The sequence below is a fragment of the Neobacillus sp. NPDC097160 genome, assembly GCF_044762155.1.
Classification (GTDB): domain Bacteria; phylum Bacillota; class Bacilli; order Bacillales; family Cytobacillaceae; genus Neobacillus.
Genome location: NZ_JBIWDU010000010.1, coordinates 1 through 23,193 on the forward strand (window position 1 = coordinate 1; position 23,193 = coordinate 23,193).

Sequence of the window (23,193 nt, forward strand, 5' to 3'; positions counted from 1 at the left end):
GACTCATATCAAGGACTAAACGATATTTTATCTGAAACAAATAATAATTATTTGTCTTACTAATAAGAGTTTTGATGAACATATATATAATAAATAATTTATCATTTAAGAAGGTGTTGATTATCAGCACCTTTTTTATTTTGGTGTAAAAAAGAAATTAATAGGGGGATGATGTGATGACAATAAACAAAAACCAAATACCAGTACCTTCTTCACTTAGTCCTGAACAAGTAAACCTTGCAAAAGCTTTTGTTCAGGAACGACATACTTCAGGAATCAGTGTTTCAGATTTCCTTTCTAAACATGGGAAAAGCACTAAAACGTGGTACGAATGGCAAAAGGATGAAGTATTTGATAGTTACCTGAAAGCTTTGGGTGGAACTATAGTTTCAGATGATGAAAGGGAAGCTTTTCAGATTGTAAAAAAGAAAATAATGCAAATGGCAACAAAACAAAGTGCATCAGTAAAGGAAGTTGAACTATTTCTTTCAACTTTTCAATATGTGGTTGAAGCAGAAAAACAAGATCGAATGAAGGAACTTGGTATTCAACCAGCACATGAAAAGGCACGTAATGAAAGAACTGTTGAAGATAGAAAAGCGGTACTTCTTCAGCGTTTAAAAGGGTAAAACAACCAAAAAACAAACAGGGAGAAATGGAAATGAAATTTAAAGCAATGGAAACATTATTTTCAAAAGCAGATACTACCGAAAGTAAATATGAAGCCGTACTTGAACAAAAACAGGAAGAACTTCTGAAACTTCAAGCTAAACTTCAGGATCAGAATAGTATGCTTCGTGATATGCACAAAGAAACCCTTCTAGGAACTATCAGTTCTGAAACATATGAAGCTGAAAAGAAAAAGGTTGAATCACTTCAGGAGAAGGTTCAGGAAGTACAGAAGGAACTGCACATGATAGAAGTGTACCAGACTGAAGATATTAAAGCAGTGATTGAAGAATTGGATGCTGAAAAATCAAAAGCTTTTGTAAAGCATCAAGACGAATTTAAAAAACTACAAATGGAACTGCTTGAAAGTAAGCAATCCTATCTGAAAAAGATGGTGGAAGCAAAGGCAAAATATGATGAACTGGTGGCACCTGAAAGAAAGCTTGATGCTTTGAAAATTAAAATGGGTATCAAGAAAAACTCTTATATTGGTAATGCTTTTGAATCTTTGAACATGGTTTCAGTTGGTGCTGGTTATGAACCCCTAAGGATTGACCAAAAAGAAGTACAAGATGCTTTGTGGTATGGAAAGATACCTGAACGATTAAACAAAGTGATAACTGAAGAAAAAGAAAAAAGGAGTCTTGAAAATTAACTGAAAAAGGAAAAATGTTTTAACTAAATATGTCTTTTACAAAATCAAATAAATCAAAAAAAGCCCACTTCATGAACAGTGGGCTAAAAAAATACTATAAGCTAACTACTAATATTCTCTCTTTCCTTTTCAAATTCTCTCTTTACCAATCTAACAGCCCTTTCAGATTCCACAGACATGCTTTCTTTGTTAGTTTTGTTAAACCCACATTTAATACAAGTCCATTTATACCTTCCGAAAAAATTTACTTTTTCTTCTAGTTCAGTTTCACATTTTGGGCATCTAGCTGGAGTTAAAGCTTCAAGTGAGTCAATATTAATATTTCTTTCACCATAACTTCTTATACTGTAAATAGGATTTTGTATGATCCAGATTACGTCACGGAATGGGACTTTTGCAATTTTCTCCCAACCATATGTTGGTGATTGAAAAGAAGTAAAGAACCTATCATTTCTTCTTTTCATCACCACTACCCTTCTATAAATCAAAGATGCAATTAACCATACTATTAGTAGAGAGGTGCTAATAATAAAGTAAGGGCTACTTAACCATTCAAACCATTCCCCGGTTTTAATTCGTGAAACAATAACTGTTATAACTGGGTTTAGTAGGTTCATGATGATGGATATAACAATTCTGCTTAGTAAGTTCTTAACAAACTTCAATTGAAACTCCCCCAAATTATTTTATTTTTATAGTATTATTATAGGCAAAAATTTTTCCATTTATACCTATATTTTGATATAAAACACTATTAATCTACATATTTATTATTTAAGTGTCAATATATAACATTCAGAAGTCTACTTAAGGAACACAAACAAAACCATAGAAGTCAGTTTTACTGTTAGATATTGTAAAGGTTTGTATTGAAAACTATTAATATTACTGTATAATATACTGTAGGATTTAACGTAAAATACTAGTGATTTTTCAAGTGAATACAAGTGTATAATTCTAATAAACGTTGATTTGACGGTGATTTGAAGGGGTTAAAAGGTTGAAGTTTTTTCCCACAGTCTTCAAAACTGCTTGAGACCTGCGTGCCAGGTCTGGTGGGTTCGATTCCCACGCAGTCCCGCCAATCCTTACACGAATGTATCAAAGAATCTCATACTTGGATTGCATAAGGGGCCTTTCTATAATCGGCTTACTCCTTGTAAACATTACATCATTTAGTTGGCCCGAACTTTACGATTCATCTCCTAACTCATTTTGGAATACTCCCATAGAAAAAGTCATTTATGTATTCCTTACAATTTTTATTCAATCAAACTTCTATCCTATTTTTGCCTTACTGTTTAGTATTAGTGTTAATTTGGTCTTTGAAAGTGCCATTAAAAAAGGATTAGAACCATACCGTATATTAACCAAGCGGATGCTATCTCTATTACTAATCGCCGCAGCATATGCTTTCCTCATTTTGTACGGAGATATTCTAATGGTTTACGCATTGTTTGGACTGATTTTGCTAACATTCTACTGGTGTAAATGGAAAACCTTATTATTCATAGGAATACCCTTATTGTTGATCCCATCTATACGGAGGATTGCTGTATCTTACTAAGACCACAATAATATCATTTAATAATTCTTCGACCATTCAGCTTGTGGTCGATAATTATCAAAATGGTACGATAAAGGCGCAAAGTCAAAATCTTGCTGATTGGAGGACACTCGGTTTATTTTTTTTGATTGTGCCAAGATAATGATAGCTTATCAAGGAAGTAATACCTTATGTGCTGATTACTTTGACGTGATTGTATGATTAATGATAGGAAGTATCCTGTAGGTATTTGTATTAGAAAGGGTGTAATGAATGTACCAAATAAAACAGTATAAAGATAACCATTTCGATATTTATGAACTATTGGACTCAGGATCAAATTCATGGTTAAAAGTGGCACCTGAAAGAGGTGGAATTATTATCGGATTTGGTGTTCAAGGAGAGGAGATATTGTTTTTAAATAAGGAGACCTTTTATGATCCCGAGGCAAATGTAAGAGGGGGGAATCCAATCCTTTTTCCTATATCCGGTCAGCTGGAGAATGGAGAATATGAATGGGACGGGACAACCTATAAGATGAGAAATCATGGAGTGGCTAGAAATCATCCTTGGGAAGTAGTCGAAACTAATGTGAAGGATGAAGCTTCGATAACCATTCGTTTGAAAAGTACCCAAGAAATGAAACATTCATATCCGTTTGGTTTTGAAGTTATTTATACCTATGTCTTACGAAAAAATAGCTTCACCATTTATCAGGAATATAAAAATCTGTCAGATAAGGATATGCCTATATATCCTGGCTTTCACCCATACTTTCGGACTGCTCAAAAAAATATCTCATACGAAACAGATGCAAAAAATTATCTTGATTACAACGATATGAAAATAAAAGAGGTCAGCCAAGGCTTGGATCTAACAAATAAGATAGAATCCCTGGTTCTTTTGGATGCGAAACAAAAGAAGATCTCCTTCGAATTACCGGAAATAAAAAAGAAAATACATATGACTTACGGTGAAGAATTCAAATATGTATATTTATGGACCGAAAAAAATCAGGAATTTATCTGTGTAGAACCATGGATGGCAATGACCAATGAATTAAATCGGAAAGAAGAACTTGTCTTCGTAAAACCAAACGAATCAATAAAAACAGAACTGACCATTTCAGCTGAATAAACAGGCACTTGATTAAAAATATTAAGGGCCATGTAGTATAACTACTACATGGCCCTTTTGTATGTTACTGTCTAAGCGGTGTTTATGCCTTAATGGTCTGATTTTTCAGGTTGAAAAACGTATTTAACGCCAAGATAACGCCATCATGATCATTATCCTCTGTCACGAAATCAGCACTTTCCTTCACACATTCAGGTGCATTTCCCATGGCAATCCCTAAACCGGCTGCTTTTAACATGTCGATATCGTTCGTTCCGTTGCCAATCGTTACAACCTCTTCAGGGGATATTCCGAACTCATTGATGATAGGTAAAATCCCAGACCATTTTGATGCAGTCGGAAAAACCTCTAAACGATCTCCTTCATCAAAACATGCAGCACCGGTTACTTTTTGGTGCAGCATTGAACGCTGAGTTTGATCGAGATACAGGACTAAACGATGTGCTTCCTGGTCGGTGTCCAGTAGATCAGAAACTTCAGCTGTTGGCAGCAAGTACTCAATTCCTTCTGGCTGACGATTACACCGGGATGTTCTATTGGAAAAATGGATATAAGCACCGCCTAATTTCTCGGTTTCGCTACATAATTGATAGGCTAGTGAGGAAGGGATTTTGTCATCATGTATGATTTTCCCGTCCATAAGAGTAAACCCTCCATTATATGTTACGTATAGTGAACACCCGAGCATTTCTCCATATTTTAACGCACCATCAAAAGAGCGTCCAGTAGCTAATCCCACATGAATCCCTTTCTGTTGAAGAGTTTTAATTGTTTCGATTAAGTTGATATCTAATTGCCCTTCAGAATCTAAGATGGTTCCGTCGATATCTAGAAACACCATCCGATACATTTTACTCACCTCGTTATATATTGTTATAACAGTACATTAGTAATAATATACAAAATACATTTTTTTGTATATTAAAATTAATCCTAAATATTTTTTAAAAAAAGTATTGTAAACGCTTTTCAACCATGTTACATTATGTGTACAGAAAGTACAAAAAATTGTATATTCAAAATGAACAGTAGCTCGATGCTAAATATTTGAGAAACGCTTTAAGCGATTTTTATTTTATTACATTATACAAAAAATTGTACATTGAGAGGATGGTGATAATGGAAAGTCTTGAAAACCTTTTTTCAAAAAAGGGAATTATATTGCAAAAGATTGCGGAAGAGCTGATGTTCATAGAGGTAAATGAGCGACTGCCAAAAGTTGGTGACTTTGCTGCTGAATTTCAGGTAGGACGCGGGACCATTCAAACGGTATTAAAAAAATTGGAGAATGAAAACTGCATTAAATTAGAAGCAAGAGGTCATCTTGGAACATTTCTGCGATACAAAAATATTTCGAATTTATTAAAATTCTCTGGAGCTAATCAAATTACAGGCGTCATGCCGCTTCCGTACTCCAAAAAATATGAGGGTCTAGCGACAGGAATCACTTCGCAAATTGAACAGCTGGGACTATCATTGAACATTGCGTTTATGAGAGGATCAAAACCACGTGTTAATGGAGTGAGTGATGGAAGATATGATTTTGCGCTAATGTCTAAGTTTTCAGCGATTGAAGAAATGAAAAAAGACAGATCTTTAAAAATTGCCTTGGAATTTGGGGCAAAGACCTATGTGTCAGAGCATGGAGTAATCTTTTCCGAACCTAGCATGGAAAAAATCACGAGTGGAATGAAAGTTGGGATTGATAGCTTCTCTACTGACCAAAAAATATTAACCAATGCTGAAGTTATGGATATAGATGTTCAGTATTTAGAATTTAACTATATGCATTTATTGCAGCATTTGAAAGCGCATACGATTGACGCGATGATATGGAATGTAGATGAAGTTGATTCGTCATCCTATAACATTAAGCCGCTTACTTCACCGCTTGCAATTAAATTTGAGAAACAGATGAATGAAGCTGTTTGTGTCATCCATGCGGATAATCGAAAGATGGAATACATTATTAAGCTATTATCTTTAAGTAGAATTGTAGATATTCAAAAGCAGGTAGTAAACGGGGATATGATTCCTGAATATTAATTTTTTAAAACTTAATATACAAATATTTGTATTTTGGTGGAGGTGGTTATTTTCGTATTGCGCATCAATAAAAATCACAAAATAAGAGTAATAAACTCATCTGATATACAGTTTTTGGTATATTGATAATCTTAAAAGAATAGAAAGGGGCATTATTGATGGATGCTACTTTAAAAGAAAGAATCGATTTATTACACGATACCAACCAAATTAATGATGAAATATATAACCGTCTGCCTTCACTATTGGAGGAAGTCGAAGAGTTTCTTCATGTAAAACTAACGGAAGAGAATGCTGGTTCTTTTACCAGTCACATTTCGGTGGCCTTGCAGAGAATTAGGGATAACCAGCCGGTATCTGAAATTTCGACTGAGTTAGAAAGTGTAATCGGAAATAACCAAGAGTATTTTCAATTTGCTAAAGAATTACTGAAAAATGACTATACAAATATTGAGGCTGAAGCTGCCTTTATTACATTGTATTTCTGTTTGTTAACTGGAAAGGAGAATGCGTAATGTTACGAATTGTTGTTGGAGGTCTTAAGAAGGACATTATTGAGAGAAGTGCAAAAGCAGCTGGAGGAGAACATGTACTAGTAACGGTTACATCTGATTTTGATGCGGCTAAAAAAGTAAAAGCAGGAGATGCAGATTATTATTTTGGAGCATGTAATAGTGGTGGCGGTGCGGCACTTTCGGTTGCAATTGGGATCCTAGGCTATGGCAAATGTTCTACAGTAGCCAAAAACGGAAAGAAACCAAATCCGCAAGAAATTGAAAAATTAGTGAATGACGGAAAAATCGCTTTTGGTATGGCTGTAGAGAGTATAGAAGAAGCTGTACCAGTCATTGTTAATAGCTTGCTTAAAAAACATGAAGTTGTATAGGAGATGTGGAAATGGATATCTTTCAAAACTTATCTATTATTGAAATTGCAGTTGTTGTCTTGCTTACAACTTTAACTGCATTGGCAGCACATTGGGGGAAATCTGTTTTCCATGATGGAATTCGCCCAATCTTACCTGAGTTTTTGGAAGGGCGAATGAAGCGTCCGGAATTGGCTTCTATCTCCTTCGGATTAAGTATTGGCTTTATTGTATCTGTAGGAATTTCCTTTGCAGTTTCCTTCAAAATGTTAAACCCATGGCTGCTTTTCCTTCCAACCGATATTTTGGGAGTAATGTCTACTAGCTGGTGGATGGCGGCAGGGCTAGGAGCAATTTGGGGACTTGTTGCATTATTTGGACTAGCAGGAGTACAGACTGCATTTTCCTTCTTGCCAATTGATTTACTAGGTTCTTTAGGGGAATTATCAACACCAGTTCTCGTTGCATTTACTGCGTTTCCAATTATCGCGATACTATATCAATTTGGCTGGGTGAGAGCCCTCATTTCCGGGCTTGTGGCATTAGTAGTTCGTCAATTGCTTCCATTTGTAGGTGGCATTTTCACAGATAAAGCGAATGCCAATTTAAATGAAGCAAGTGAAATTGCAGGAGTTACTTTCGCGAAAGATGCAGACTTTGCTGGTAAAGTGAAGGCGCTTCAGGACGCAACTTCAAGTAACCCACAGATTCAAGATTTACTAGCACAAGCAACGAATAATTTTTCTTTGGGAAGTACGATTTCCGGTTTTACCATGCAAGTTGCCGTATTGATGTTAATAGGAATGATTCTATTAATTACGTTTGCCATTATGAAAGATATGAAAGATAAGACTGAAATTACTATCGACGCAGAAGAAGAAAACATTTTTGAAGCACGGACAAAAAGAATTTTTAAAGGTTTGCCAATTTTAGCAGCGATTGGTGCTTTACTTGCCATTGCTACGAATATGGGATTAATGAATGGTTCCGAGGTCGATGGTCCAATCTTACAGCAAGCATGGGCAGCTGAAGGGGAAGAGCGAGCTAATCTTCTTCAAAGTGCGGCTATTGCCGACATTATCAGAGGGATTAGTTTCATTCCATTAATTGCCACAACAGCGCTTGCGACAGGTGTTTATGGTGTAGTAGGTTTAACCTTTGTTTTCCCTGTTGGTCTATTAATGCCAAATCCCATTCTCGCTGGTGTTGTCGGTGCACTTTGGATTTGCATAGAAGTAATTACGCTTCGTGGAATTGGCCGTTTCTTACAGCGTTTCCCATCATTACGTGAAGCGTCAGATAATATTCGTTCATCCATGAACTCTATGATTGAACTTGCTTTATTCATCGGTGGTGCTTTCGCAGCAATGAAAATGGCACCAGAAGCCGTTGGTTTATCTTTAACAATTTATATTCTATTATACGCTGCAAACGAAGGTCTTGGCCGTCCAGTTATGAAACTTGCAGCAGGTCCAGTAGCGATCATATTAACTGGTATTATTTTAAACTTATTATATTTTCTTCATTTAATTTAAAACATTGAAAGGTAGGATTAACCTCCCTTTCCCTTTGGGGGTAATAACATTGAAAGTTCTTTCCGTTACAGGAGCAATCGATCCGCAGCAAGTACAGAAAACGATGATCCATGAACATCTGGTCTTTGATCTTTCTGGAGTGCGTCAAGAAGTAGACCAGGATTCAAGGCTTGAAGACACTCCAATCTTAGACCGAGAAATCGAAATCCTCAAGGAATCAGGCTGTAACACCATTGTAGAGGTTTCAAATCTAGGGATGGGCAGAGCTGCAAAGGCACTTTATCACATAGCTAAAAAGCATGATTTAGTCATTGTTGCTTCAACGGGTTTTTATAAAGAATCCGTGTATCCAGCTTTTGTTTTTGAAAAATCAGCAGAAGAGCTTGCCGATATCATGATCCGAGAAATCACAGAAGGAATGGATGATACGGACATTAAAGCGGGACTCATTTCTGAAATTGGCAGCAGCCTCAACGAAATCACAGCAACGGAACAAAAAGTATTTCAAGCTTCAATTATGGCCCATAAGAAAACAGGTGCACCGATTAGCACACATTGTGAGATTGGAACAATGGGAAAAGGACAGCTGGAGATTTTTCAAAGAAATGATGTAAATATGACTCAGATCTCTTTCGGTCATCAAGATTTAAACACAGATATAGAAGAACAACTTCTCCTTTTAAACAGTGGCGCCTATATCCAATTTGATACGATTGGAAAAAATAGCTACCGCAAGGATTCTGATAAGGTAAATAACCTGCTTGTATTACTAGACCGTGGGTTTGAAGACCAGATTATGCTGTCTTGTGATATTACAAGAAAGTCCCATTTGAAAGCACACGGCGGACATGGTTATAACCATTTATTTGAAAGCTTCATTCCTGCGCTAATAAAAAGTGGCGTAACCAATGAAATCATTGAAAAAATGCTTATTCACAACCCTCGTAAATTTCTTGCATTTTAATACAGAAAGAAGGGTAGGAAATGAGTAATAAATATGAAACTTCTGTTTTAAAAAATATGACTGTAGATGAGGCGAAGAATCTACAGTTTCTACTAATGGATGAAGTAACGAAGGAGTTTACACATAATGAATTCTTTCAAATCGGTGATATAGGTCTTCATCCTGACTATCATCGTCCTAAGATGACAGCCAGAGTAGAAAAAGTCATTGCCAAAACCTTTGGTGCGGAGGCATGTGCATTAGTTCGCGGGAGCGGAACAGGTGCTATCCGTGAGATTTTAAGTATATTACTTGAACCACGTGATCAATGCATTGTCCATTCCGCACCGATGTACACCACAACGAAAGAAACATTTCGTTTAATGGGATTAAAACAAAATAGGGTCAATTTTAATGATAAATCGGATTTCATTCAAGTATTAGAACAAGATCAAGAATCAAAAGTGGTATACGTTCAGCATTCACGACAACAGCCTGTCGATGAGTATACCTTAGAGGAAATCATAACGATAGTAAAAGAGTTACGTCCTGATTTAACCGTTGTCGTTGACGACAATTATTGTGCGATGAAAACGGTCTTGATTGGTACACAGGTAGGTGCCGATTATTCAACTTTTTCAGGATTTAAATTGTTAGGTCCTGAAGGTATTGGTGTGATTTTAGGAAAAAAAGATGCAATTGAACGACTTCACCAACGAAATTATTCTGGTGGAGGGCAAGTACAAGGTTTTGAGGCGCATGAACTGCTTCGAAGCTTGGCGTTTGCTCCTGTTATGATTGCCATTCAAAATGAGCAGGTTGAGGAATTGTGTCAGCGGTTAAATAGTGGAGAAATACTAGGAGTTAAAGATTCCTATATAACCAATTCGCAATCCAAAAACGTGATCATTGAATTTGAGAAACCAATTGCTCAAAAAGTGATCGAACTTGCTTCAAAATATGGTGCAGCAACTTATCCAGTTGGTGCGGAATCACGATATGAATTAATCCCTATGATTTACCGAGTATCTGGAAGTTTTCTCGAAAGTCGACCAGAACTCTCTCAGCATGGGATCAGAGTAAATCCGATGAAATCTTCTGCATCAACAGTGGCTAGAATTTTGCAAAATGTACTAGAAGAAATCTCAAGGGGATGAACAACCCATGTTTATTAATATGACAAAGAAACGAAATCCAGGTCTAATCCAAGCAGCAGTAAAACTTCACCAAGATGGAGTTATTCCTGCGAATACGTATGTAATTGATTTGGATTCGTTAGAAGATAACGTAAGAAAACTTAGCCAAACAGCAAAAGAGCATGGACTAAATTTGTATTATATGTCAAAGCAAATTGGAAGAAGCGGATTTGTTGGACAGGCAGTCGAGCAAAATGGAATTGAACGAGCTGTTGCCGTTGATATCGATGAAGCGTTTGAACTTAAAAAGCAAGATTGCAAAATAGGTAACATTGGTCATATTGTCCAACCTAGTAAATCACAATGGGAAGAAGTATTGACAAAGCTAAACCCTGAGGTTGTTACTCTTTTTTCAGTGGAAAAAGGTAAACAGCTTTCAACAGCAGCAGAAAAGTTGGGTGTCGTTCAGGATGTCATACTTCGCGTGATCAAGCCTTCAGATATGGTTTATCCAGGACAATTCGGTGGTTTCTTAATCAATCAACTTGAAGATAGTTTAGAAGAACTACTGAAACTTAAAGGAATCAAAGTGATTGGTATTACTAGTTTTCCTGTACTACAAATCAATAGTGAAAAAAGTGATTTTGAATTTACTTCCAATATGGAAACGATAAAGCTTTCAAGAAAAATCCTTGAAGACAAGGGGATTACGGTTATCCATGTGAATGCTCCAAGTGCGACAAGCTGTCATACGATACCAATGCTTAAAGAATATGGAGTAACACATGGTGAACCAGGACACGCGTTAACTGGGACGACTCCATTGCATGCCTATAAAGAGGACTTGCCAGAAGTACCAGCGATGATTTATGTATCCGAAATTTCTCATATGGATGATAATTATGCCTACACGATTGCAGGCGGATTTTACCCGCGATCCAATATGGAAAACGCTCTTTATGGCAGTAACGAAACAGAAATTTTGGAACAGCATACAAAAGTCGATTGTGTGTCGCCTGAAAATATTGATTATTATGGCTGTCTAAAGCGTGAGAAAAATATGAAGGTTGCTGATACCGTTATATATGCTTTTCGCACGCAAGTATTCGTAACCCGGGCTCATGTGGCATTTGTTCGTAAGGTAAATTCCATTCAGCCAGAGCTTGTTTATTTTCAGAGAAGGGGGAATTAAGGTATGAGTAAAGTCACGTTACTAGTATTGGATGGATTTGGAGTCGGAGCAATGGAGGACTGCAAAGAACAAAAGATTGAAGATATCAATGCCAATACGTACAAACACATCAGGGAAACCGTTGAGTTAAATATTCCATGCCTTTATAACCTAGGATTAGGAAAAATCGTGGACCAGGTTGGGACTCCAAGTGCTGCTTATGGGAAGAGCAATCTGGCACATCCAGGTGCAGATACCTTTATGGGGCACCAGGAACTTATGGGAAGCAGGCCGCAGGTTTCCAAAAAACGGTTAATGAAAGATATAAGAGGAACACTAAAACAGGCATTAGAAGAAAAGGGCTACTCTGTAACCAATCCGATTAAAGAGTCTACTATTTTACTAGTCAATGGCGCTGTTGTCATTGGCGACAATCTCGAGTCGCAGCTAGGGAATATTATTAACGTAGTGGGAGATTTAAATCAATTATCTTTCGCTGAAGTTACGAAAATAGGAAAAGTAGTAAGACAAAACGTAGATACAAGCAGAGTGATTATTTTTGGCAATAAAAAATCCAATATCGAAACCATTCTTTCAGTGGTCAAGGAGAAAAACCCTGGGCAATGGGGCGTAGATGCTCCTAAAGCCAATGTGTATGGAGAAGGGTACCAAGTTCTCCATCTAGGATTTGGTGTCGACTTTGAAAAGCAATTTGCTCATATTGCAGAAATGCACAATATCCCGGTATACCGAATTGGAAAAACAGCGGATGTTATTCAAGCAAATGGATTTAAAGATCCAGTCGTAAATACAAAGGATGTTCTCGAAACCTATGCTAAGCATTATAAAAATAGTGAAGAAAATGCAGTCTTCTTGGTAAATGTCCAAGAAACCGATTTGGCAGGTCATAAAGAAGACAGCCAGTGGTACAAAGAAGTGTTAGAGGAATCAGATACCTTCTTAGCTTCTTTTCTTCCGCAATTAGGCGAGGATGATATCGTTATCATCACGGCTGATCATGGAAACGATCCAACAATCGGTCACTCTAATCACACAAGAGAAAAGACTCCCATTTTAGTTGTTGGAAAAAAGGTCAAGCCTGTTTCAATTGGAACAAGAGAAACAATGGCAGATATTGCAGCAACAATGGCTGAATTTGTTGGTGTTGAAAAACCTGAATACGGAGTAAGCTTTTTACGAGTTATATTGTGATAAACGTAAGGATCGTTCTTTTAAACATGGAGATAAGAAAATGAGAATAGTGACATTTAAAAGTCATGAAGAAATGAGCGTATTTGCGGCTAAATATATCCTAAATAAAGTGAAGTCATATTCCAAGGTGAACCTGGGTCTCGCAACAGGAGGGACTCCTTTGCGCACATATGAATTGTTAATCGATGATTTTAGAAGAAACTTTACGTCTTATCAGAATGTTTATACCTATAATCTGGACGAGTATTGTGGAATTGCACAGAATCACCCTAATAGCTATCATACTTTTATGTTTGAACATTTATTTAATTATATCAATATCCCAAAGAAAAATGTTCATATCCCAAAGGGACTTTCAGATGATATTCATCAGGAAGCCCGAATCTATGAATCTATCATTGATGAGTTAGGTGGAGTGGATTTGCAATTACTAGGGATTGGTGAGAACGGTCATATTGGGTTTAACGAACCCGGTACCCCATTTGACCGTGAGACACATATTGTCAAACTAACGGAATCAACGAGGAAGGCAAATTCCCGTTACTTTGAGAGTATGGACCATGTTCCTGAAAAAGCCATAACGATGGGAATCGCCAGTATTCTAAAAAGCAAGGAAATTCTACTATTGGCTTCAGGTGAATCAAAAGCAGAAGCCATTTATCAGATGTTTACAGGGGAACCAAATATCGACTGCCCGGCATCAGTGTTAAAAAATCATCCTAATGTAGTGGTCGTAGCGGATAAACAAGCGGCCTCAAAATTAGCACCTATTAAAGTATGAGTAATAGCTAAACCATATATCTATCTGATTCTATTAAAAGAAGCCGTAAAAGTCGCGGCTTTTTTGATGTTTTGAAAATTATGGAATGAATTAGTGTGGATAACTTGGATTTTATGAGATTGTCTCAAGAGAGTTGCTTGTGACCACCGCGCGCTTGCCTATTTGTTCTTTTTGATTTTTTTATTTAATGATAGTCATTTATTGGAATCTCTTTACCAGCAGGCATTAAATTGATATATTCAAGATACAGAATATAGGATTAGTCTGAAGGCGGTTTGATTTAATATGTGGGAAAAGTTTTATTCGAAAAACGGCTTGGCAGCAAGAAATATAGCACTCGAGTTATTAGGTTTAGAATTAGGGAGTAAAATTCCAACTGTTACTGATTTTTGTGATGAACTTAGCTTGGGAAGAGGTACGGTCCAGGGAGCCATTAAACTGCTTGAAATGCTCGGAGCCATTGAGCTAGAGGCAAGAGGTCACTTAGGCACGTTTTTAATAAGAAAGGATGTAAGTCTGCTTCTCGATATATCTGGTACAGGTCCATTAGTTGGAGTGATGCCGTTACCATACTCTAAAAAATACGAGGGATTAGCAACAGGCATCATTGATGGTTTTGATCTTCTTAACAAACGTATTAGCCTTGCTTATATGAGAGGTGCCAGCAATCGTTTGGAAGCGCTTAAAACTAGACGTTATGATTTTGCCATTGTGTCACGCTTAGCAGCAGAAGAGGGGACCCAACACCATAAAGGATTGGAGATTGTTAAATCCTTTGGATTGGGCACCTATGTGTCAGAACATAAGATATTCCTGGCCGATCCTAAGAAGGAAAAGATTGAATCAGGGATGCGAATAGGTATTGATCGTTCGTCACCAGACCAAACAAGCATAACACTGCTGGAATGTGAAGGACTCGATGTTGAATTCATTGACATAAATTATATGCAGCTTTTTCAGATGTTATTGGAAAACCGCATTGATGCGGCAGTTTGGAATTATGATGAAATACGATCCGTACAACATTTTAAATCAGTAGATTTTCAATCAGAAAAAGCAAAAAGCTTAACGAAGAAAACCTCAGAAGCCACGATTGTAATCGATACGAGCAGAAGTGGTGTATTGAGGCAGCTCACTTTGCTTGACACAGAAATTGTTCTAAATGCGCAAATGCAAGTGGAGACAGGAGAAAGATTTCCTCACTATTAATAAAATTTAAATAGGTACTGAAGGAGCTACTTTAGACTACTATCAGCCTGCTTATGGAAAGAATAGACTAAACATATGAACATAGTTAATCAGCTCTGGTTTTTGGAGCTGATTTTTTTAATAAAATATTAAAAAAATAATAAAAAATAATAATTGATATTGAAAAATTTATAATTTATTATGTAATTAAATGAAAATTTTGAATTTTTAGAGGAGGATGAGTTCCATTAAAAAGGTTGAAGAAGCCCCACTGAATTTGGATGAACTAGATTTCGACATCATTAAAAGGTTACAAACGGATGGCAGAACTTCCTATACTGAGATTTCGGAGGAATTAGGTATTACTGTCGGGACCGTCAGAAACAGAGTTCAAAGACTGATAGAAAACCAAATTCTTAAAATTGTAGGTGTAGTCAATCCATTTAAGACAGGAAGTCCTAGTGTGACCATCTTTGGAATGAAGGTGCGTCTTCAAAAATTAGACCATGTTATAAAAAAACTAGTTGCGATCCCTGAGGTCCGTTTTGTAGCCGCCGCAACGGGTGTCTATGACTTATATGTGGAAGTAATTACGTCCTCGAATGAGGAACTTTATCGGGTTATGAAGAATGGCATTAGCCCAATCGATGGTATTGAATCGATAGAATCTTCGTTGATTTTGGAAATCTTTAAGCAGAGCTATGATTGGGAAGTTGGTTCACAATCTTCTCAATAATTAGAATCAGAAAAGGGGGCTACTATGAACGATCTCGTCGAAATTCTAAAGGAAAATCAAGCGGAGATGCTTGAGACATTAAAACAAATAGTAGAAAAAGAATCACCTACTCGGGATAAAGTATTAACTGATGTACTGGCTATTTTCATTGCTGAATTATTTGAAAAATAAACTTCTGGGAAATCATACATTATTCAAAATGAGCTTTTTGGTAATCATGTCAGAGGGGAATTTGGAGATGATGATGAACAAATTCTGCTCCTAGCACACTATGATACAGTTTGGCAAAAAGGGGATATTGTAGAAAAAATCCCTTTTAAAACTGAAGGAGATATCGCCTATGGACCAGGAGTCTTTGATATGAAAGGCGGTATTGTCCAGGGGTTATATGCACTGTGGGCACTAAAAGAAACAAATGCACAATTAAACAAAAAGGTCGTTTTTCTATGTACATCTGATGAAGAGTTGGGAAGCCCATCCTCTCAAAAACTAATAGAAGAAGAAGCAAAAAAAAGTAAATACGTGTTGGTATTAGAACCAGCAATATCGAGGCAAGGCGCATTAAAGACTGCTAGAAAAGGTGTAGGAATATTCAAATTAAATATTAAAGGTAGAGCAGCTCATGCCGGAGTGGAACCTGAAAAAGGAATAAGCGCTATTCTTGAATTAAGCAAACAAGTAACTTATTTACATGAATTAACTGATTATAGTAAAGGAACCACCGTCAATATAGGCAAAATCACAGGTGGAACAACCGTGAATGTCATTGCAGCAGAAGCGGAAGCAGATATCGATTTACGTGTTAAAACGAAAGCAGAATTTGACCGGATCATACCAATCATCAAAAATCTGAAGCCAAGTATGGCTGGTGTAGAAGTTAGAGTAGCCGGCGGTATTAATCGACCGCCATTTGAACGAACAGATCAAGTTATTTCACTTTTTAACATGGCAAAGAAAGTGGCCCAGGAAAATCTGGGTTTTAAATTGGAAGAGAAAGAAACAGGTGGAGGAAGTGACGGGAACTTTACAGCACCGTTTGCTCCAACCCTGGATGGTTTAGGTGCAGTTGGTGACGGGGCACATGCTCTTAATGAACATATCATTATTTCTCAAATGCCGAAAAGAAGTGCATTAGTAGCTTTGTTGATCAAGGAGTTAGCAAATTAACCAATAGGGGGATTTTTGATGAAGGTCAATTTAGAATCTATTAAAAGCCAAATGCTTGAGGAAGTAAATCAGGATCTATTAATGGAATATACTCAAAACATTGCTTCAGAAATTCGTCTATCAGGAACGGAGGAAGAGCTCCGTGCCTTTTATTATGCAAAATCAAAGCTTGAAGAATCTGGCTTAACAACAGAGTTAACATTTAATGATGCTTACATTAGTCTTCCAGGAAAAACGGAGCTAAAGGTTAACGGTCAAAGCTTTCCTGCCATTACTCATTCAATGGCCGTTTCTACGGATGAAACAGGGTTAGAAGGGGAAATTGTGTATTCAGGTAAGTCAGTAAGTGTAGACTATCAAAAAAATCCTGTTAGCGGAAAAATAGTCCTGTTAGATGGTCTCGCTATTCCAGGAGCGGTACTTCAGGCTCAGCAAGCAGGAGCAAAAGCAATTATCTTTATAAATGCTGAATATACGCATGAAATGATCGTTTCACCAGTATGGGGAAACCCCACACCTCATACTTATGACAATTTGCCAAAGATTCCAGTTGTATCGGTAAATTTTCATGATGGACAAAAGATGAAAAGCAATGTAAAAAATCACACCAATTGTCAAGGATGGCTAAAAACTAAGGTTGATACTGGATGGAGAAAAATTCCAACTTTAACTGCTGAGATTCCAGGTAATGACGAGAATGATCATTTTATATTATTTAGCGGCCATATTGATTCATGGCATTATGGGGTAATGGATAATGGAACAGCAAATGCAACGATGTTGGAAGTTGCACGAATACTTGCCCTAAATAAAGACAATCTTCGTCGCAGCTTAAAGCTTGCCTTCTGGTCAGGCCACTCGCATGGCCGTTATGCAGGTTCTGCTTTGTATTGTGATGAACATTGGGAAGACCTTCACGAAAATTGTGTTCTTCATATTAATATTGATTCAGTTGGCGGCAAAGGAGCAACGATATTAACAGAGGCTAATTGTATGGCTGAGACTAGGGATCTTGCTAAACGGTCTATTAAGGAACTAACCGGAGATGAGTTTGAAGGATCACGATTTGGCAGAGCAGGGGATCAATCCTTCTGGGGCCCTGGTGTTCCGTCACTTTTTATGGGGTTATCTGAACAGCCTCAGTCCAATAATCCAGCATCAGAAGCGTTTTCTCAATTATTTGGAGCAGGAAAAGCCGGTGGATTTGGCTGGTGGTGGCATACAACAGAAGATACACTTGACAAGATTTCTCCAGAAAATCTTGTCCGTGATTGCAAAATTTATTTATCTATCGTGTATGAAGCATGTACTACTGAGATTTTACCTGTTAACCAATTAGCAACGGTCGAAGAATTGGAAACATGCATAAAGGACTATCAAAGCAAAACAAATGACCACCTGAATTTTAGTATTACAAATAACCGTATCGAGGAATTGAAAAATAACTTAACACAGTTTGGCAGTTTGTTAGCAACACTTACAGACCCACAAGTTACTCATGCTAACAAAACATTAAAACAACTTTCCAATATTTTAGTTCCCCTTAATTATGTAAAAGGGGACATATTCAACCATGATACAGCATTAAAGCAGCCTCCAATCCCGTTACTAGCGAATTGTGAGAAATTAGCAGACTTAGAGGTAGGAAGTCATCAATATCATTTAGTTCTAACCGAATTAAAACGCAATCTCAATAAAGTAAACTATGCCCTATTAGAAGCAACCCGGACCGTTAACCTCGCCGTTGAGCAAATAAATAAGTAAATAATGATATAAAAAAGGGAGAATGGTCGATCCATTTCTCCCTTTTTACAAAGTCATTTTTAACTTTTCATTCTTTTGTACGGCGACCATTCCAAGGGTTATTTTTAAACCCACCAATAGTAACAAGATGGTTACCGTTACAATTGCATACCACCCAAAATACTCCCAAACAAAACCTAAGACATAACTCCCCAGGCTTCCTCCTGCATAATAGAAAAATAAGTAGAGAGAGGAGGCACTTCCTTTTGCCTCTTTCGCTAGGATACTTACCCAGTTTGTTGCAGCTGCATGTACGAAGAAAAAACCAAAACAGACAATGATAAGACCGATTAAAATCATTAAAAGCGAACTAAAAAGCGTTAGCAAAACACCGACTAACATAATGAGGAGACCTGCACACATCCGATTAGGAATACTCATAACGGCATCCAGTTTCCCGGAAAATGTCGAGCTAAATGTTCCAGCAAGGTAGGATAGAAATAATAGACCGATTATGCTGGAAGATAAATGATACGGTGCCCCGTGTAGATGGTAGGATAAATAATTAAACAACCCCATGAAAATAAAAAAGATGATTCCAGCAATATAATACGCCGATCTTAGTTCGCGATTCTTTAGATGGATAATAAAATGCCCTAAAACCTCCTTAAGCTCCAAAGAGTTGGGGGAAAAATGTTTTGATTTAGGTAAATAAAAAACAAATAACAGAAAACAGAAAATACCTATCAACCCCATTGTTAGATAGGCGTATCGCCATCCCCATAAATCAGACGTGAATCCACCGATGATTCTCCCGCACATTCCCCCAATGGTGTTTCCGCTAATATAAAGACCGATTGCAACTCCTATAGCTCTTTTTTCGAATTCTTCTGCAATGTAGGCATAAGCAATAGCCGGCAAACAAGCTAATGTGACCCCTTGGAATGTTCGTAAAATTAGAAGGAACCAGAAGTCCGAAACAAAAAAGATCGCAAGGGAAAATAAAGATGATGACAAAAGCCCGAAAGACATTAAGTTTTTTCGGCCGATATGGTCAGACAAAGGGCCAGCAAATAATAAAAACAAACTCAATGACAATGTTACAAGCGAAACGGTTAAACTTGCCATTGCAGGAGAAACTTCAAATTCTCTGGATATTAACGGAAGTAACGGCTGTGTAAAATGTAAATTTGAAAATACGAGGAAAGAACCGAAACTTAGTGCTATAGTAGCCTTCCAGAATTGGCTTGTTTTTTCTTTGATATAGAAATTGAGATCTTGTTTCATGTGCTTCACAACCTTTGTATTTCTACTGTTCATCATATTAAAATGCAATTTTTATGCCAATCGAACTTGATGTCCTAAAACTGGCATAGAACTTGCAAGTATTACTAACGAAAACGTAAAAGGAGGAATGACAATGAAAATAGTTTATGTACTGCCAGGACCGATAAGTAGGACGGAACCAGGACGTCAAGAAATGGAGAGAAGATTAGAAATCCTGCGCTCCTATGCAGCGCCTGGTACACATGTTGATATCGTCGATGTAGATGAAGGCCCTGCGTCCATTGAATCTCTTTATGAGGAATACCTAAGTATACCAAATACTGTAGATCTTATGTTGGAGATGGAGAAAAAAGGGTATGATGCAGCCATTTTAGGTTGTTATGGAGACCCAGGTTTGGATGCAGTTAGAGAAGTAACGGGAAAAATGGTGGTAGTGGGACCTGGCGAAGCGGGTGTAATGGCGGCAGCAATGTGTGGTTACCGATTTTCAATCATAACCGTTACAAATAGCATTATAAATCCACTGCATCACCTAGTGGAAAAAGCAGGGGTTGGTAAGAAGCTAGCATCCGTGCGTGCCATAAATACACCTGTTCTCGAACTTGCCAACGACCGTGAAAGAACGATCCAAAAGCTAATTGAAGAGGGGAAAAAAGCGATTCATGAAGACCGGGCAGATACGTTGGTATTAGGCTGTATGTCAATGGGCTTCCTCAATGTTGCAGAAGAAATGTCTAAAGCACTAGGTGTGCCTGTTATCAATCCTGGCAAAACCTCATTAAAGATGGCCGAAGCATTGGTTGGAGCAGGGCTATCACACTCCAAGCTTGCCTATTTTACACCGCCGAAGATTTCAACAGGAACGGTTACTTCTTCTAAAGACTTGCTTGTGAAGAAAAACAAAATCGTCCAATAATGGAATAACCTTATTATTTCAAGAAAAAGGTTATTATTAAAAAGTCTAATCAACCCTAAAACAACCTAATACTCCAAAATAAAAGATCATGATTTTACATTTTCCATTTCTGAGGTAGGAGGAAGCTTTTTGTACATTACAAAGGTAGAGGCAAAGATCGTACGAACACCATTTAAGGTCCCTTTTAAAATGACATATGGGAAAATGCCTCCATATCAATCCCATCTTATTGTTCGAATCACCACCAACACAGGATTGACAGGTCTTGGGGAAGCATCCGAATTACCTTTTTTCACTGGAGAGACTGTTGAAACAATGAAGGCGTTAGTGGAAAAAAAACTCGGCCCTGCCATTATTGGAAAACCGGTTTATTCGGTAAGAGAAATACATCATTCAATGGGAATCATTCTCGGGAATGCAACTGGTGCAAAGTCGGCTATTGATATTGCTTTATGGGATGTTCAAGGAAAAAGGTTGAAAACTCCCGTATATGAGCTTTTAGGTGGTGAAAGGAAACAGCCTGTCAGAGTTGCCTACGTATTAGGGGATGAATTCCCAGAGGAAATGGCAAAAGCTGCAAAAGAAATGGCGGAAGCTGGTTTTGATACGCTGAAAATTAAAATTGGCAGCGACTTTCGAAAAGATATCGAAGCCATTTCTCAAATTCGACAGGCGATAGGTCCAGCCATTCATTTAAGAATTGATGCAAATCAGGGATATAAAGTGAAAACGGCCGTCCAGGTGATTAAAGAAATCGAACCATATAAGATTGATTACATTGAACAACCAGTCCCCGGATGGGATCATGATGGATTAAGACAAATTAGAAGTGCAACATCTATTCCCATCATGGCCGACGAGAGTGCCCATACGTTAAAGGATGTGTATGAGCTTGGAAAAAAGGAAGCCATCGACCTGATCGGTATTAAGCTAATCAAATGCGGTGGTATCACACCATCTGTTCAAATCGCGCAATTTTTAGAAGCGATAGGTCTTCAATGTGTGTTAATCAGTCCATGGGATACTTTGCTTGGAACATGTGCAAGTCTCCATCTTTCCACTATTTTACCTGGGAACTACTCGCATGAAATGGTTGGTCCTTATTATTTAAAGGACGACCCTTTTGGAGTGGTAGAGATTAAGGGAGTGATGGATATACCGAAGGGTATTGGATTCGGGATGGAAGATATTTTCGATGAGATTATGGAGGAGTAGTACCTTGAATAAATTTCAATGGTTCATGGTCTGTTTCGTCAGTTTTATTCATTTTTTAGCTCTATCTCATCGAATGGAAGTCGTTCCTTTTCTGGTCGATCTAAAAGATATGTATCATGTAGGATTTACTGAAGTAGGAGGGCTTTTATCTTCCTTTTTGCTTGGATACGCAATTTTCCAAATTCCTGCAGGAACTCTTGCAGACCGATATTCACCTGTATCGTTAATCGTGCTAGGATTGTCCCTAATGATGATTTCATCGATGATCTTTTCAATGACGCATTCACTTTATCTGGCCCTTATTTTAAGGTTTAATATGGGGGCTTCAGCAGCCATGATCTTTTCTCCAGCGATAAAACTAATTTCAATCCATAGCCCTAGAGAAAAACGGGGATTAAGCATTGGCATACTAGAAGGTGCCGCAGCTGCTGGATCGTTATTAACTTTAACTGTTTTTCCGATTCTATCAATCTATGTAGAATGGAACACATTATTTCTTATGTTATCTATTCTCCTTTTGCCAACATTGCTGCTATTCCTAAAGGTGCCAAAGGGTAAAATCAAATCAGAAATACAGGGAAAGAAAGAAGTCCAGCCCAGGGTTTTCTTGAATTTGTTTAAAGATAAAAAAATCCACCGTCTTTTGGGAATTTCCTTTTTTGGCTTATTTGGACTTTATGGCTTTCTGGCTTGGATGCCCACCTATTTGGAAGCGGCTATGGGATATACGAAGCAAGAGACCGGTCTGATCATGGCGATTATGATGATCGCTCAAATCATCGGAGCCCCTCTTTCAGGTAAACTTTCTGATATAGTAGGGCAAAGAAAATCAACTCTCATCATCGGTTCGATCTTAGCGGCAGGATGTTGTTTATGGTTGATATTCCTAAACGACACGGGGATATATTGTACTGCTTTTGTGATTGGCATCGCTATTTCATGGTCTTTAGCCCCGATGCTGACTCTCGCCACTGAAATGGTTCATATTAGTAGCGCGGGATCGCTTATTAGTATCATGAACACGGTTGGTCAATTAGGATCAGCGATTTCTGGGTATGTATTTGGTATGCTCTATGATACTTTCGGGAGTTTCCAAATAATCTGGATTGTCAGTTTTATTGCTTGTCTGATTCGAATTATGTTCACTTTCGGTGAGCTTGAAAATCATCAAGTCATAGAATCAGAGAAAGAAATTAGTATTTAATTTTTTAGAATTAGTTTCCAGATTATTCATAACTAACAGAA

At 37.5% G+C, this 23,193-nt stretch carries 23 protein-coding genes and 1 tRNA gene; 21 read left to right on the forward strand and 3 right to left on the reverse strand.

All coding sequences use genetic code 11. From position 1 onward, the window contains the following. Positions 1-176 precede the first annotated feature (176 nt). Together ACIQXV_RS15130 and ACIQXV_RS15135 are read left to right on the forward strand one after the other, a co-directional pair. Positions 177-629 (forward strand): hypothetical protein, encoded by a 453-nt coding sequence (locus ACIQXV_RS15130; RefSeq protein WP_402960049.1) that lies wholly within the window; start codon positions 177-179, stop codon positions 627-629. Between the two features lie 32 nt (positions 630-661). Then, on the forward strand, positions 662-1,324 hold the full coding sequence (locus tag ACIQXV_RS15135; protein ID WP_402960050.1) for a hypothetical protein: 663 nt from the start codon (positions 662-664) through the stop codon (positions 1,322-1,324). A 101-nt stretch (positions 1,325-1,425) separates the two neighbouring features. Here ACIQXV_RS15135 and ACIQXV_RS15140 read toward each other — a convergent pair whose 3' ends face one another. After that, positions 1,426-1,989, reverse strand: coding sequence for a hypothetical protein (locus ACIQXV_RS15140; RefSeq protein ID WP_402960051.1), 564 nt, complete (start codon positions 1,987-1,989; stop codon positions 1,426-1,428). A 323-nt stretch (positions 1,990-2,312) separates the two neighbouring features. On the opposite strand from ACIQXV_RS15140, the gene ACIQXV_RS15145 reads away from it, so the two are divergent. Both ACIQXV_RS15145 and ACIQXV_RS15150 read left to right on the forward strand, forming a co-directional pair. Next, a tRNA-Sec gene (locus ACIQXV_RS15145) sits at positions 2,313-2,408 on the forward strand. Between the two features lie 735 nt (positions 2,409-3,143). After that, positions 3,144-4,007 carry an aldose epimerase family protein gene (locus ACIQXV_RS15150; RefSeq protein ID WP_402960052.1) on the forward strand — a complete coding sequence of 288 codons (864 nt, stop codon included), beginning with the start codon at positions 3,144-3,146 and terminating at the stop codon, positions 4,005-4,007. An 82-nt stretch (positions 4,008-4,089) separates the two neighbouring features. Here the strand turns inward: ACIQXV_RS15150 and ACIQXV_RS15155 are convergent, their stop codons facing one another. Next, positions 4,090-4,857: an HAD family hydrolase gene (locus tag ACIQXV_RS15155; RefSeq protein ID WP_402960053.1), complete on the reverse strand. Its 768-nt coding sequence runs from the start codon at positions 4,855-4,857 to the stop codon at positions 4,090-4,092. 269 nt (positions 4,858-5,126) lie between these two features. On the opposite strand from ACIQXV_RS15155, the gene yhfZ (ACIQXV_RS15160) reads away from it, so the two are divergent. The 14 genes from yhfZ (ACIQXV_RS15160) (at position 5,127) to ACIQXV_RS15225 (ending at position 18,551) form a co-directional block, all read left to right on the forward strand. Then, complete coding sequence (gene yhfZ / locus ACIQXV_RS15160) at positions 5,127-6,053, forward strand: GntR family transcriptional regulator YhfZ (RefSeq protein WP_402960054.1); 927 nt, start codon at positions 5,127-5,129, stop codon at positions 6,051-6,053. A 158-nt stretch (positions 6,054-6,211) separates the two neighbouring features. Next, on the forward strand, positions 6,212-6,568 hold the full coding sequence (locus ACIQXV_RS15165) for a PRD domain-containing protein (protein ID WP_402960055.1): 357 nt from the start codon (positions 6,212-6,214) through the stop codon (positions 6,566-6,568). Beyond that, entirely contained in the window at positions 6,568-6,939 is a 372-nt protein-coding gene (locus ACIQXV_RS15170; protein ID WP_402960056.1) for a DUF2620 domain-containing protein, read from the forward strand. The genes ACIQXV_RS15165 and ACIQXV_RS15170 overlap by 1 nt, the downstream gene beginning before the upstream one ends. Positions 6,940-6,950: 11 nt before the next feature. Further along, positions 6,951-8,453, forward strand: a complete 1,503-nt coding sequence (locus tag ACIQXV_RS15175; protein WP_402960057.1) for a YhfT family protein — start codon at positions 6,951-6,953, stop codon at positions 8,451-8,453. A gap of 49 nt (positions 8,454-8,502) precedes the next feature. Then, positions 8,503-9,417, forward strand: a complete 915-nt coding sequence (locus ACIQXV_RS15180; RefSeq protein WP_402960058.1) for a phosphotriesterase family protein — start codon at positions 8,503-8,505, stop codon at positions 9,415-9,417. 20 nt (positions 9,418-9,437) lie between these two features. After that, complete coding sequence (locus tag ACIQXV_RS15185) at positions 9,438-10,553, forward strand: aminotransferase class V-fold PLP-dependent enzyme (RefSeq protein WP_402960059.1); 1,116 nt, start codon at positions 9,438-9,440, stop codon at positions 10,551-10,553. A 7-nt stretch (positions 10,554-10,560) separates the two neighbouring features. After that, positions 10,561-11,724, forward strand: coding sequence for a YhfX family PLP-dependent enzyme (locus tag ACIQXV_RS15190; RefSeq protein ID WP_402960060.1), 1,164 nt, complete (start codon positions 10,561-10,563; stop codon positions 11,722-11,724). A gap of 3 nt (positions 11,725-11,727) precedes the next feature. Then, positions 11,728-12,915 carry a phosphopentomutase gene (locus ACIQXV_RS15195; RefSeq protein WP_402960061.1) on the forward strand — a complete coding sequence of 396 codons (1,188 nt, stop codon included), beginning with the start codon at positions 11,728-11,730 and terminating at the stop codon, positions 12,913-12,915. A 40-nt stretch (positions 12,916-12,955) separates the two neighbouring features. After that, positions 12,956-13,696, forward strand: a complete 741-nt coding sequence (gene nagB / locus ACIQXV_RS15200; protein ID WP_402960062.1) for a glucosamine-6-phosphate deaminase — start codon at positions 12,956-12,958, stop codon at positions 13,694-13,696. Positions 13,697-13,981: 285 nt separating this feature from the next. Then, the gene (gene yhfZ, locus ACIQXV_RS15205; protein WP_402960063.1) at positions 13,982-14,905 is read left to right on the forward strand and encodes a GntR family transcriptional regulator YhfZ; all 924 of its coding nucleotides are present in this window, start codon (positions 13,982-13,984) and stop codon (positions 14,903-14,905) included. A 217-nt stretch (positions 14,906-15,122) separates the two neighbouring features. Beyond that, complete coding sequence (locus tag ACIQXV_RS15210) at positions 15,123-15,620, forward strand: Lrp/AsnC family transcriptional regulator (RefSeq protein ID WP_402960064.1); 498 nt, start codon at positions 15,123-15,125, stop codon at positions 15,618-15,620. Between the two features lie 24 nt (positions 15,621-15,644). Continuing rightward, positions 15,645-15,791 carry a hypothetical protein gene (locus tag ACIQXV_RS15215; RefSeq protein WP_402960065.1) on the forward strand — a complete coding sequence of 49 codons (147 nt, stop codon included), beginning with the start codon at positions 15,645-15,647 and terminating at the stop codon, positions 15,789-15,791. 21 nt (positions 15,792-15,812) lie between these two features. Further along, a complete protein-coding gene (locus ACIQXV_RS15220; protein WP_402960250.1) occupies positions 15,813-16,787 on the forward strand; it encodes a M20 family metallopeptidase in 975 nt (324 codons plus the stop codon). 18 nt (positions 16,788-16,805) lie between these two features. Further along, positions 16,806-18,551 carry a M28 family peptidase gene (locus tag ACIQXV_RS15225; RefSeq protein WP_402960066.1) on the forward strand — a complete coding sequence of 582 codons (1,746 nt, stop codon included), beginning with the start codon at positions 16,806-16,808 and terminating at the stop codon, positions 18,549-18,551. Positions 18,552-18,596: 45 nt separating this feature from the next. Here the strand turns inward: ACIQXV_RS15225 and ACIQXV_RS15230 are convergent, their stop codons facing one another. Further along, on the reverse strand, positions 18,597-19,817 hold the full coding sequence (locus tag ACIQXV_RS15230; RefSeq protein ID WP_402960067.1) for an MFS transporter: 1,221 nt from the start codon (positions 19,815-19,817) through the stop codon (positions 18,597-18,599). Positions 19,818-19,950: 133 nt separating this feature from the next. Between ACIQXV_RS15230 and ACIQXV_RS15235 the strand changes: the two genes are divergently transcribed. The 3 genes from ACIQXV_RS15235 to ACIQXV_RS15245 all read left to right on the forward strand — a co-directional run bounded on the left by ACIQXV_RS15235 (position 19,951) and on the right by ACIQXV_RS15245 (position 23,152). Then, complete coding sequence (locus ACIQXV_RS15235; RefSeq protein ID WP_402960068.1) at positions 19,951-20,733, forward strand: aspartate/glutamate racemase family protein; 783 nt, start codon at positions 19,951-19,953, stop codon at positions 20,731-20,733. 129 nt (positions 20,734-20,862) lie between these two features. Then, a complete protein-coding gene (locus ACIQXV_RS15240; RefSeq protein WP_402960069.1) occupies positions 20,863-21,948 on the forward strand; it encodes a mandelate racemase/muconate lactonizing enzyme family protein in 1,086 nt (361 codons plus the stop codon). A 4-nt stretch (positions 21,949-21,952) separates the two neighbouring features. After that, complete coding sequence (locus ACIQXV_RS15245) at positions 21,953-23,152, forward strand: MFS transporter (RefSeq protein ID WP_402960070.1); 1,200 nt, start codon at positions 21,953-21,955, stop codon at positions 23,150-23,152. Positions 23,153-23,193 lie beyond the last annotated feature (41 nt).